The sequence below is a fragment of the Mesorhizobium sp. WSM3626 genome, assembly GCF_000513935.1.
GTDB lineage: Bacteria > Pseudomonadota > Alphaproteobacteria > Rhizobiales > Rhizobiaceae > Mesorhizobium > Mesorhizobium salmacidum.
Genome location: NZ_AZUY01000046.1, coordinates 1 through 12,826 on the forward strand (window position 1 = coordinate 1; position 12,826 = coordinate 12,826).

10 protein-coding genes are annotated in these 12,826 nt (G+C 58.7%); 3 read left to right on the plus strand and 7 right to left on the minus strand.

What is annotated here, in order from left to right; genetic code table 11:
- The coding region (locus M653_RS01000000133405; protein ID WP_032936018.1) for a TCP-1/cpn60 chaperonin family protein at nt 1–461 on the plus strand (461 nt) is incomplete at its 5' end.
- 328 nt (nt 462–789) lie between these two features.
- On the opposite strand, the gene M653_RS1000000138135 is transcribed toward M653_RS01000000133405, so the two are convergent.
- A complete protein-coding gene (locus tag M653_RS1000000138135; protein ID WP_084636841.1) occupies nt 790–1,386 on the minus strand; it encodes a cold-shock protein in 597 nt (198 codons plus the stop codon).
- Between the two features lie 482 nt (nt 1,387–1,868).
- Between M653_RS1000000138135 and M653_RS0125025 the strand changes: the two genes are divergently transcribed.
- Nucleotides 1,869–3,344, plus strand: coding sequence for an NAD-dependent succinate-semialdehyde dehydrogenase (locus M653_RS0125025; protein WP_027145798.1), 1,476 nt, complete (start codon nt 1,869–1,871; stop codon nt 3,342–3,344).
- A gap of 535 nt (nt 3,345–3,879) precedes the next feature.
- Here M653_RS0125025 and M653_RS0125030 read toward each other — a convergent pair.
- The 6 genes from M653_RS0125030 to M653_RS01000000133415 all read right to left on the minus strand — a co-directional run bounded on the left by M653_RS0125030 (nt 3,880) and on the right by M653_RS01000000133415 (nt 10,854).
- Nucleotides 3,880–4,194 carry an antibiotic biosynthesis monooxygenase gene (locus M653_RS0125030; RefSeq protein ID WP_027145799.1) on the minus strand — a complete coding sequence of 105 codons (315 nt, stop codon included), beginning with the start codon at nt 4,192–4,194 and terminating at the stop codon, nt 3,880–3,882.
- Nucleotides 4,195–4,972: 778 nt separating this feature from the next.
- Complete coding sequence (locus M653_RS0125040) at nt 4,973–6,499, minus strand: hypothetical protein (protein WP_027145800.1); 1,527 nt, start codon at nt 6,497–6,499, stop codon at nt 4,973–4,975.
- A gap of 317 nt (nt 6,500–6,816) precedes the next feature.
- Entirely contained in the window at nt 6,817–8,244 is a 1,428-nt protein-coding gene (locus tag M653_RS0125045; RefSeq protein ID WP_032936020.1) for an amidohydrolase family protein, read from the minus strand.
- Between the two features lie 331 nt (nt 8,245–8,575).
- Nucleotides 8,576–8,848: a hypothetical protein gene (locus M653_RS1000000136915; RefSeq protein WP_156938260.1), complete on the minus strand. Its 273-nt coding sequence runs from the start codon at nt 8,846–8,848 to the stop codon at nt 8,576–8,578.
- Nucleotides 8,849–9,117: 269 nt separating this feature from the next.
- Nucleotides 9,118–9,804, minus strand: a complete 687-nt coding sequence (locus tag M653_RS1000000136920; RefSeq protein ID WP_156938261.1) for a transposase — start codon at nt 9,802–9,804, stop codon at nt 9,118–9,120.
- Nucleotides 9,805–10,068: 264 nt separating this feature from the next.
- Nucleotides 10,069–10,854, minus strand: coding sequence for a GGDEF domain-containing protein (locus M653_RS01000000133415; protein WP_084636839.1), 786 nt, complete (start codon nt 10,852–10,854; stop codon nt 10,069–10,071).
- 549 nt (nt 10,855–11,403) lie between these two features.
- Here M653_RS01000000133415 and M653_RS0125070 point away from each other — a divergent pair.
- Nucleotides 11,404–12,432 (plus strand): IS110 family transposase, encoded by a 1,029-nt coding sequence (locus tag M653_RS0125070; protein WP_027145803.1) that lies wholly within the window; start codon nt 11,404–11,406, stop codon nt 12,430–12,432.
- Nucleotides 12,433–12,826 lie beyond the last annotated feature (394 nt).

The window sequence follows — 12,826 nt, forward strand, 5'->3', positions numbered from 1 at the left end:
CCCTCAACGCGACCCGCGCGGCCGTGGAAGAAGGCATCGTTGCCGGCGGTGGCGTTGCCCTGCTGCGCGCTTCGGCCAACATCAAGGTGACAGGCGTCAACGCCGACCAGGCCGCCGGCATCAACATCGTTCGTCGTGCGCTGCAGGCTCCGGCCCGCCAGATCGCGGCCAACGCCGGTGCGGAAGCATCGATCGTCGCCGGCAAGATCCTCGANAACNNNNGNGCGACCTTCGGCTACAACGCCCAGACCGGCGAATATGGCGACATGATCGTCATGGGTATCGTCGATCCGGTCAAGGTCGTGCGCGCGGCCCTCCAGGACGCGGCCTCGGTCGCCGGCCTGCTCGTCACCACCGAAGCCATGATCGCCGAAGCTCCTAAGAAGGACTCGGCTGGCGGCGGCATGCCGGCTGGTATGCCTGGCGGCGGCATGGGCGGAATGGGCGGGATGGGTTTCTGACAGCGCAAATGTGACTATCCCGGAAGGGCGGCAGCGATGCCGCCCTTTTCCTTTTGTCGATCGGAGCTAACGGTCATAGTTATGGCAGCTCGTTCGAGGCGGCGCTTAGGCCCTCGCTGCTGCAAACAATTTTTTGTGCATTGCACTAGATTGCTCGATGGGTAACGTTCCGCCGTCGGCCATCTTACTCCTCCCAGATGCGATGCCGGCTTTGAAATGCAGCGCACCTCCTCCGCGCTGTTTTCGATATCGGCCCGCTGCTATTTCCTCCCGGCAGCGGGCCTTTTGCGTGAGCGATGAGTTTCGCGCGATTGCACGCGCGCTGGCTCTAAGCGATGCGAATGCTCTGCACTTCCAGCCCCTTCTTGCCCTGCCCGCATTCGACAAGCACCTTTTGCCCCTCCACCAGCCCACCGAGGCCAGAGCGGACCAACGCCGTGGCATGAACGAACACATCCTGCCCGCCTTCTTCAGGAGCAATGAAGCCGAAGCCCTTTTCGGGATTGTACCACTTGACCGTGCCAGCGCTCTCGATCGATTCACCCGCTGCAGAGGCGGATCCTTTAGAACCACTGAGATCTGGCGAAGTTTTCACGGGATCGCCATTCTCCAGCACCTGGGAAACCTGGGGACCCTTTGGCCGCTCTTCGACGGTGACCTTGAGACGCGCTCCCTCAGAGACACTGCGGCCTCCGGCTACCTCAAGTACTCTGCTGGGCAGATAGGCATCCCTGCCGTCTGAGAGCTTGACGAAGCCAAATCCTTTGCTCGCGTCGAACCACTTCACCTCGGCATCAACATGATCGGAGGAGGTGGGAGACGGCCGTTGAAAGTAGCTGGGCTCGGGAGCCCGCTCAGAAAAAGAATCGGGCTCGTCCCCATCTCGATCCCGGCGTGGTTTGCGATGGTCTCTGTATCTGCTCATGATCGTCTCGGCTGGCATGGCGAAGGCTTGCGCCGCTATATCTCTATCGGGCGACGCGTTTCTGTCAAATGTCTTTGATGGCGTAAACCTCCTCCCGTCGATTACACTCCCCCTGGTTTGTAACGACTGCGGATAGCGGCGATGGTCGTCACGGGCCAGGTGTTCGGTGACGTCGAGCCGGCAGATGAGCCGTGCTGTTTGCCGATGCATCGCGCATCGTCAAACCATCCCATGTCATGACAACTTGTCCTTACCCAATGGGCCGAACCGCAGACCGTTCGTGACCTGCCGCAGGCACAATTTTTCTTAGGACTCTCGGTTTCGCCGTTGCTTCTTTGCCGGAGTGTCAGCTTTTCTTCCGGCGGTAGAATCACGGTGGGTCTACCCGCCGTGGATCCGAGGCTCTATGTGAAAAGCGCGACGTGGGCATAGACATCGGCAACCTGCCAATCGACACCTTCGTCGCTTTGAGGAAGCCGATATTGCCTCTATTCCTGCCGATTACCCGCCACCTGAAAGCCTCCGACCTGTTCGGCGCGATCGACGATATACCGTCGCTTGGTAGGCCGGCTGCGGACCGCTCGTTTAGCGTTTTTAATCCATCGACCGGCGAATTGCTGGCCGAGCTTCCTGACATGGGCGTCGAGCAAACGCGAGCCGCGATCGACCAGGCCTATAAGGCGCAGCCTGCATGGGCTGCGTTGACCGCGCGGGAGCGCAGCGACATACTCTGGCACTGGCACCAGCTGATCGTTGACCACGCAGACGACCTCGCGGCAATTCTCACCGCCGAGATGGGCAAGCCGCTTGCCGAGGCAGAATCGGAGGTGTCGCATGCGGCCGCGTACTTGCAATGGTATGCCGAGGAGGCCAATCGCATCTACGGCGAGACGATCGCCGCGCCATCCACGGACCGCCGCATGCTTGTGATCAAGCAGCCGATCGGCGTTGTTGGCACGATCACGCCATGGAATTTTCCGGCCTCCATGGTGGCACGCAAGATCTCGCCGGCCCTAGCCGCGGGCTGCACAATCGTGCTCAAGCCCGCTGAGCAGACCCCCCTGGTTGCCGGTGCAATGTTTGCCCTCGCCCGCGAAGCTGGCTTTCCGGAAGGCGTCCTCAACCTGATATTCGCTTCCGAAGGCGATATGATTGGCCGTGAGCTGTGCTCCAATGCCAAGGTCCGGAAGATTAGCTTTACCGGCTCGACCGAGGTCGGGCGGCTGCTCATGCGCCAGTGTTCGGACCAGATCAAGAAAGTCAGCCTCGAGCTCGGTGGCAACGCGCCTTTCATTGTCTTCGACGATGCCGACCTTGATGCCGCGGTGGATGGTGCGATCCAGGCGAAGTTCCGCAATGCTGGTCAGACCTGTGTTTCAGCGAACCGGCTTTATGTGCAGGCGAGCATCCATGATGCGTTTGTCGTGAAATTCGTGGAAAAAGTCCGCCACCTTTCGGTTGGTGACGGCTTCGATCCGGGGGTGGCTATCGGACCGCTGATCGACAGGCATGCCTTAGCCAAGATCGAATCCCATATCGCGGATGCCGTCCAAAAAGGGGGCACGGTTGAATGCGGGGGCGAGCGCATCGGCAAAGCGGGCACGTTTTTTCAGCCGACGGTGCTCACTGACATCTCCAGCGCAATGGCCATCGCGCAAGAGGAGACATTCGGGCCGTTGGCTCCGATCATCCGCTTCGAAGATGCGGAACAGGTCGTTCATGAGGCCAACGATACGATTTACGGGCTTGCCGCCTACTTTTATGCGTCCAATCTCAAGCGAGTCTGGCGCGTGGCGGAGGCGCTCGAATATGGAATGGTCGGCATCAACACCGGCCGAATGTCTTCGGAAGCGGCCCCCTTCGGTGGGATAAAGCAGTCCGGCATCGGCCGGGAAGGCTCCCGTCACGGGCTCGAGGACTACCTCGAAATCAAATACCTGTGCATGGGCGGCATCTGAGCACGCAGGACCGATTTGGCGCACGAACGCTCTCAAGCTTCGGCCAAGGACATGGCAGCTGCCTTGAAAGATGGACGGTCTAGGTGCTCGCGCTGCCGAACGGCGTCTCAGCTTCTGCGGAAGGTCGGTCCCCAGCAGCGTGCACTGTGAGACTGGGTGCTCGTAGCTCAGCTTGCTTTTGGCCGGATATGTTTATGCTCGCTACCAGCCGATCGCACTCTGGCCTATCGAAGTCGAATGACAAAAGGCCGTTCCTTCGCCGCGGTCACCGGCACGACGTCGGCCAGCACTATGCTTTGGCTTGCGATTGAGGGGACCGGTCGAGCGACTTGGTGCAGCCACATGGAAGAAGACCAATGCGCGCCTGGTCGCGGCCGGCTGGTCACCGACATGGATCGGGGTGCGCTTGAGCATCAGCCCATATCTACGCGGCCGAGGCGGCAAATGCCGAGGCAGGTAGCCAAGGGCATGGCGCGATCGGCGGCCGGGGGCGGCAAGGCCAGCCTGATGGCCGCTGCACAGACCAAGTCGGTACTTAGGCGCCCTCGAGGACGGAGAAGCCCTCGAACTGAGGGTGACCGAGGTAGTGGACCTTCGTCTCGTCGAGGTTCCTGTGGGCAGCGAGGAAATTCTCCGATCTGGTCCAGGCGACGAAATTGTCGTGGGTTGCCCACAGGGCGTGCGAGGCAAACAGCGTGTAACCTTCGGTCTCGTTGACTGGGCCGCGCAGCAAATGGAGTTCTCGAAACCCCTTCATCTCGATGAGGCTGAAATCGCGGTTCTTCCAGATGGCCTCGAAGTCGGCCTCCGAGCCGTTCTGGACCTTGAAGCGGTTCATGGCAATGTACATGGCGGTTCCTTGATTCCGGATGGTTGGCGTGGGAGCTTGTCCTGTTCGAAAGGGCCGGCTTTGGCCTTCAGCGAAGCAGTGTCCTGAGCCCAGAGCCGCACGTCCCGACCTTGGGGATCAGGTGGCATGAACCGTTCTAGGGCGAGGAGCAGTCCGTTATCGCCTTCGCACTGCAGACCTGCTCGCGGTGTTCGAACCCCGGACAACCCTGTGTTTTCATGCGAAGCAACCCGCATCAGCTATTTCCGTCCCTGGATGTTTTCCCGCCGTCATATTCCTTGGCCTGCATCTTATTCATCGAGGCGAACACCTCGGCTAGAGTGTGCCAAGCAACCGTCGTGCCATCGCAGAGGTGGTGGGAGAGGAACGGATAATTCGTGACCCGCGGGGTGAAATGCCAGCGCGTCGGTGTGTCGGGTCTCGGACATAGATGTTACGGGACCGGCTGGATGTCAGAGTACGGAATGCAATTCGGGCGCGCCAAGCCTCATTGCGCCTTTCAATTCAGAGAGCCTGAGATCGGCGTCCGGGTAAGGAAAAAATTGCAAAGCGGCAGGCACGGAGACCTAGCACCTATGAAAGGTACACGACCGACTCCCAGCTGGCGGTTGGCACCCAAAAGGCAATCACGAAACCGCTCTGCAGTTCCATGGCGGCCGCCGTGGTCGGCGTCGCTGGCTTCCTGATCGCGCAGGTCTGGGTGCTCGGCATCGCCTCGAAGGATTACGTTCCTCGAGCGCAACCGTGTGTGCAGATAACCCGCCCTTCTATTGCCATGTTAGTCGAGGCCGCAAAGCTCCAAAAAGTCGCTGGTGAAGCGAATGCCGCTCCCATCAGGTTCAATGCCTGGATCGTAGGTGAAGACCACGATGTCTAACTTGGCGAGGGCGGCGACAACATCTTCATGGGGGCGTCCAGGTAGGAGAAGGATCCTCTCATGCCCTGCGATCGCTGGTATCAACGCCGGATAGAGATGCAACTGCCCGGCACCTGTGTGAATGTCGGCAGCAGTCGCTCCCGTTTTGATCTCTATCAGCAACGGGCGTTTTCCCGGCCGCTTGACGGTTGCATCGACCTCGTAACCAAGCGAATGACCTGGCTTTTCGATCTTGATATCCCGTTCTAGCAGCCGTTCCTGCAAGGCGAGCCATACAAATCCCTGCTTGCGGGAGACGATCTTTTCATCCTGGGGGCCGGTCGATCCGATCACATAGGTTCCGCCCTTCTCGTCGGCTCCGAGCCGGTAACCGACATCTTCGGCTGTCGGTGCCGGAGATCTCGTAGACCTTGCCAGCGCGCAGGCTCGTACGAACCGCCCTGTCATTTTTCGAATAAGATCTGATTTCTCTTCTAGCGCAGCCACCAAGAACCAGGCCCGCTCGATTCCAGTTGGCGATACTTCAACATTGACCGGCGTCAGGCCCGTCCTTGATGCGAACGCGGAAGGTGAGACTCCCTTCTCGGTCTCGCCGTTCTTCCGAAGTAGGCCTTGCCTCAGAAGATAAGAACGGCCCTGTGCATCAACGGCCACCGCAGAAAGCGAATTCGGATTTCCAGTCTGTCGAGCTTCGTTGATCTCGACGGTCCAGTTCTTTCCTGACGGATCATGACCGAGTTCCGTCCGGATTCGGCCATCGGGCGCCTTGACTACACGAACGACAAACGGGCTATCCGGCACCCATCTAATACCCTTACGAGCGATTGACCCCTCGAGTACTGCCGCGCGCCAGCGGTCGAGTTGGCGTCGGGTTACATGAGGGTCGATCACAAGCCGCAACCTCGTCTGGGCGAGCCCGATACGGTTTGCCAGCTCCTCGTAGCCTGGATAGAAGTCGGCGATCGCTGCAATGGACCAATCGATCAGCGCCTCGAAGGACAAGTTAACGCCTTCCTCGGCAGACATAACCGCTGCGAAAGGCGAAGCTGCAATCGTAGGACCGCTCTCTGCAACATAAGCGGCGTGAACCGGGGCTGCGGCTTGGTAAGTATCTAGCTTGACGATGAACTCGCCGGAGCAATCAATTCCGACGGTGTAGGCGAGTTCATGAGGCGAGGATTTTCGGGGGTAGATGCGCCACCAAGTGTAGCGTGAGAAGTGTTGCCCCTGATTAATCACGGCCATTCGGCCGTCCGTCCGGCCGTCGGGGAAGAGCTTGACTTGGAGTGCCTCCGCCCATGCCTTCGTCGCTTTATAAGGCTCACGCAGGCGGTCGCGAGCAGCGACTTGATCGGCTGTTCGCGTCCACGGCGCACCACCATATTGTTCCAGAAGGCCGAAATGTTCGAGGCGAATTCCAGAATCCAACTATTCCCCCTGATCCCTGCGTGGAAGCATTTCAATCGCCTCGTGAACGCGCCCACTTATCAGCCGATGCGAGCAATATGCGCAGTTGACCGATAATGATTCCAAGTCCCTGCCTCGTTCGTTCGCCAAGTTCGCCCAACGGCTGAATACTGGTTGGAGTGCGGCAGCCTGCAATCCTGCTGAACGGCCCGACTTCTCGAAAATCAAATCGGCTTCTTCAAGAAAGACGCCGTCGGCCGGGCCATACCTCAACCGTCGGAATGCGCCGCCGTCCGCTGACCATTCCAACCTCACTCTTGGAGCAAACTACCCGATCTTCAATAGCATTCGATGTCGGGTATCTTTGATCCGGCTTTTGCCAGCGCATCGTTCAAGGTGGCTTGAATGTCGGACAGATTTTTTCCGAGGTCGGCGGCTCCGCTTTGGCCGAGGTAAACAGCCTTTTGCACTCCGCATACGGTGAGAGTGTCGAGCTTCGTGCCCTGCGGAAGGAATTTCGCCAGGAGCGCAGGATCGCCGTACAGCGCCTGACCTCCGACAACGACGAGCTCGATATCGGCCGGGGACGCTTTGACCACCGGATCCAGCGGCCTTTTCGATGTCGTGTCGATCTTGGCATCAACGACGATGATGTCTGCGAATTTGCCCGCCGCGAGCGTACCGATTTGGGCATCCAGCCTGGCCATCTTGGCGGGAGAACCCGTGGCCATATCGATCAGTTGATCGGCGGCGATGAAGTGGTGCCGTGCAGCGTAGGCGATCTCCTGCAAGACGCCCGCGCTCCCGGACGGGCTCCAGTCCGGAGCGATCGACACCGCGATCTTCGCCTGCTGCGCGGCGGCGATGTTCGTCGTGGAACCGTAGAGTTCGTCGTTACTCCGGGGTGACCATACCAATCCGACGCCGGTCATCTTCGCGAAGTCTTCGGGCCGCAATGCCGTCCCGTGCACGAAGATCAGACCGGGCGGCATCGTTGAGCTCTTGCTGAACATCGTGAACTCACGATGAGCACCGGAATCGCCAGCGCTTCCCTCGGAAAGGTGTACGATCAGGCTCCGCAGGTTTCCGGTGCCTAGTTCGCAGAGAAGGTAGTCGAGCCGAGCATGTGGCATCTCCAACGGAAACACCTCGTAGTCCACGACATCCAGCGGAATGGCCGATCCCGCGCCCTTGTTGCACGGATCGTCGGCCGCCGGAGGCGTGAACGGCAGACCCGACGCCACGTCCAGGTTGCGGGCAAGCCCCTTTACGCATTTTGCATTTTCCGGATGGCTTCCAGGCAGCAGACTTCCGACGACCGACGTCGCACCTCCCGCCAGCGCCTTGACCTCCGCATAGATCTCCGACTCGCACGCGGCTGCATTGAGAGCCAGGTTGTGCGGAGTGGTGAGAAAGCGGTCATATTCGGCGCTGTCCTGCCATTCGTACCTGTTGGCGAACGTCCTGCCCGGCAACCAGCGGGGCAGGATATTCCAAGTCAGATGGTTGTGCAGGTCGATGAAGCCAGGAAGGATTATGCCTGGCACCTTGATCGCTGTCGCTGAGGACGGAACGGTGGAGCTTTCGCCCGCCGAAGTGATCTTCTGCCCTGACACCGCGATGGCTCCATCGGGAATGATGGTCCCGGACGGGGCGAGCATGACGCCGGAGACGGTCCAATCGTCCGCGCTCGCATCAGCGAGAGAGAGGGTAGCCAAGAGGATTGCGGCAAGCGACCGGGCAGTTATCGAAACAAAACGGTACATGAAATGCCTCCGAGCTTCCGACAGCCCACTCTAAGGACTGGTTGTCATTCCTCTCAAGGGCAACAGAGGCTTGTAGACAACTTTTTGCTGCTGGAACGACTTGTATTCTCAACCAGCTTCAGCCGGCGGCCTTGCCCAAAGCTCATCGAAGCGTGGTCTCATCGTGTTCGTCAACTTTTCGCGTGTGCCAACATTGACGATGCCATCTTGCTCAAGCAGCTTCTGTGCCGTTTCCAAGCTGGTTAGATCAAGGTCAAGGGAATCGCTCTTGCTATCGAACGAGTTAGGGTGCTTGACACATCTTGTCCGCGCAAAGCGACGCCCGCCGGCCTCACGAACAGTTATCGTCTTTGCGCCTCCCGAAGATAGCAATCATAAATTCATCGCCCGTCAATGATCGATTGTCGAAAAGACCTATGAACATTTCGTTTTTCGAGAGTTCGACTAATGTTTGTTTGCGCAATGCCGGAACAAGGCTGATTTCCTGACACGCTAAGGTCGAAGGAGCAGGAGCGTCATACAGCACGAAGTCGCCTCGCCGGTAGCCCGAGCGAACGGGAGCCGGGCATTTGATGCTGGTCTGCCAGGTGTAGATGCCGGTCAAGCCCGAACTCAAAGCTGCATCGTCTCGGGCTAACACGCCGGATCGCGATGCGCGTCGTGGCACGGTCGCAGCCTTGCCGATGGAGGTCACGCTGGGCAGCCGCCAGCCGATTTCGATCGCTCAACCTATCATCATCCAGACGGCGAAGGACAAAATTGGTTTGCCCGCCTCCGTCTGCTGCCTGCGGCAAATCCTTGCTAGACCTACGCCTGGTGAGACATGTCGCACTGGCAGTCACCAGCGCGCCGGCCCGCGACTCAAGAACGATTTTACACCAAGCCGAGCCTCATCTTCAGTTCCGAGTTCTCCTTCCGGAGGCGCTGCGCGAGAAGGCTCTTTAGCCGCTTGTTTTCGTCCTCGAGGGCGAGAAGATCTTTCAGATCGTCGCTTCCGGCTGCAGGTGCCGAGGCGCGCTTCCAATGATAATAGGTCTGCTCCGATATGCCCGCCTGCTTTGCGGCCAGCTTCAGAGTGGCGCCACCGTTCATTGACTTCTGCATCTCGGAGAGCTTCTCGGCTCGCTCTTTTGCCGAGTAGATTTTCCGGCCACTTCCAATTGCTGCCCCCGAGTCCGATGTCGGAGTCTGAGCTACGGCACCATTGTTATGAGCAGGCGATGTTTTGCCGGGCTTCGGCTTGAGCGATTGCGCAACTCTTCTCTTGGCCTTTGGCTTCGCTGCTTTCGCAGTGATTTCAGAGGGGGATGCTACAGCTTCAGCGCCATTTAAGTCCGGCATAGGAATCTCCGCGTGCGATTTGAACAGATATTCAGGATCGGCGCAGATTATGTCGGAGTCAATCGTCTGACAATTGCGCAACTCTGTCGCCTTCGATTCTCGGTTTGTCTCGGCGACGGCCGCTGAAATATCAATATCTCCCCAAATGGACCGGGGCTTCTTTTGAATGCCACGCTTGCGCTTGAGTTCCAGGATGAATGGTCGCGTTTGACGCCTCATGTTGCTTCCTCGTGAGCATCATTTTCGAAGAGGTCACGGTAGCTTGCGGGTAGTCGCCGCCAGTTTCCTGTTCCGCGCTGGCGTTTATCGCCCAGAAGGCAGCTTGGCAACTGCATCAGCGTCATCACGGGTATTACTGGGAGGCATGGGGCGGCTGACCACCACATCCGCACGCCCCCTGGGGGCCCGGCCGTCACCAAATGCTCGTGGTTTGCCCCGACCACCTCTTCCAGCGACGTAAACTGGAAGGCCAAGCAGGGCCGGCTATGGTGTCACGGCACGCAGTTTGGCTACTTCAAAGTCGAAGGAAACGCGGTTCCGGCCGCGCTGTTTCGCTTCAGAAAGGCATCGTCCTGCTGTGCGAAGAATATCCTGCGTATCTGCATCGGGAGGGATTTCCGCACCCCCGATGCTGACCGTCACCTTTACATCGTCCTGTTGCCCTTTGATCCATGGTATCCCTTCAACAAGACGGCGGATGTTCTCCGCGATGGTCATTGCCTGCTCTTTGCGCATCCCTCGCAGCAGGACCCCGAACTCTTCGCCACCAAGGCGACCAACTGAATCGCCAGGGCGCGTCAGATAGACAAGTGCTTTAGCGATTCTCACCAAGGCCTCGTCACCTTTGGAATGTCCGTGCCTGTCGTTGAACATGGAGAAGTGGTCCGGATCGACAAGGAGAAGCGTGTCGTATTCACCCTCATCACGCTTCCTGTCCATCCTTGCCATGAACCCGCCGCGGCTAAGAAGCCCCGTCATCGGGTCGTGGCTGGTGACGAACGCCAGCCTGTCGTGGGTCTCTCTCAGGGCCGTATACGATTTCTCCAGCTTGTCACATGTGTCCTGGATCGTTTCCGACTGGGCGAAGATGTAGGCCCCGACCGGCATTCCAATCAGGATGGGGATGAGGGTGCATTCAACCCAACTCAGCCAATCGATGGGCATGCGCAAGGCGATTCTCGCCGTGAACGACAGAGCAAAGGTCGCGACGATTGCGATTGTCGTGACCACTATTGATTTGCCTAGAATACGCTTGCTGCGAGGCGTCATGTTGCTTCTTTGGGGTTTGGCACTGCTTATTTAATTAAAGGCTCTGAAACGGCCGTTACCGTATCAACTAAGATTGTTCTGAAACGAGGCTTAGGGCCGAATCTCTCGGTGTTAGTTCGGACGCTACTCCACGCTGCATGGATGGTGGGTCATTGAATATACGCGGGCCTGGGCTGGATCAGAGAAATACGATTGACGGAGGCTCGGCAGATGCGCACGCAGGTCATCAGCTTCAATGCCAAAAAGGCTACGTTGGAACGCCTCGATCAATGCATAGCCTTGACGCCGAAACGGCTCATACCGCTATTCCGATCGAATGAATTCGTTCGCAAATTTTGGCGATGCCGGCAGGTTCACCGCAACCGTGAAGAGATGGCGGTTTCTGGAAATTCTCTGAAATTCCAGACTGCCAATTATGCGACATGGGGTAATTGCGGGAGCGAAGCCCCATGAAACCAATCCCAAATGGGAGGCGGCTGCTCCCCCGATAAGATGGACGTACGGGCTCACGATTCCCACGGGCCCAGGCAACTATCGGAGAGAGCAGCCATGGATGATTTTATCGGCCTTGATGTCTCGATGAAAGAGACGGCAATCTCAATTCGACGCGCCGGCGCCCGCGTCTGGCGGGGCAAATGTGCTTCTGATCCGAAGCTCATTGCCGAGCTTGTTCACAAGCGCGCGCCGGACGTGAAACGCGTCGTGTTCGAAACCGGCCCCCTGTCGGTATGGTTCTATCATGCGCTTCGCGCTGAGGGATTGCCGGCAATCTGCATCGATGCACGTCATGCCAAGGCTGCGCTCGATATGGCGCCCAATAAAACCGATGCCAACGACGCGGATGGTTTGGCGCATCTGGCGGAGGTGGGCTTTTACCGTGAAGTACGCGTCAAGGGATTCGACAGCATGCTGACCCGCACGCTGGTCGGGGCCCGCGCCCGGCTGGTTCGCATGACCACTGAGCTGTCCAACCAGATCCGCGGGCTCATGAAAACCTTCGGCATAATCGTGCCGGCGGGCAAGGGGAACATGTTCGAGAGGCATGTCCAACGCCTCCTTGCGGACCAAGAGCAACTGGCTCCTGTTATCCTGCCACTGCTGAAAGCATGGTGCAGCCTTCGCATGCGCGCTGCCGATCTCGCCCGTCAACTCATTGTGGATGCGCGCCAAAGCGAGACCTGTAAAATTCTCATGTCGATCCCCGGCGTCGGTGTGACTGTTGCAACGTCCTTTGCGGCGGCCATCGAAGATCCGAGCAACTTCAAGACATCTCGCTCCGTCGGTGCCTGGCTCGGCCTGACAACCCGCCGCTACCAATCGGGCGAGATTGATTATGATGGTCACATCTCGCGGCGGGGCGATCCTCGTTTGCGCACCCTTCTTTACGAAGCTGCGACGGTCATGCTGACCCGCAGTTCGGCTGCCAGTTGCCTGCGGACATGGGGGCTCAAACTCAAGGAAAGGGTTGGCTTCAAACGTGCTGCTGTAGCCGTTGCGCGCAAATTAGCCGTGACGATGCTCGCAATGCTCAAGACCAGTGCATACTTCGATCGGCAACTCGGAGGAGTCGCAGCATGAGATTTTTGTGAATAGCGTTCAACATCCGAGCGCTTCAGACGTCCCTGCCGGGACGTGGGCAGAGTCATTCCGCCTCGAAAGTTGCACGCTGATTGAGTGGCGTGCGTATGCGACATTGGAAGGCTCCTCCCGCGAAGCCCCATCGTGCGGCGGCTGCTGTCGACCGCGTAGACAACCATGCACCGGCAGTGCCGTCGAAACGCCTAAAGACGGTTGACGACCCCATCGCAATTAGACAACTTTCGAAGCACAAAAAGTGAACATGATTGCAGGCTGACGATTGGGTCACCTCGGCAATTAACCTTGCGCCTCCGGATGTTCCACTGCGACTGCCGCAGTGCATACGAATCGGGCGGGGGGTGAGCGGGGCAGAACCTCACTCTGACGAACCAGG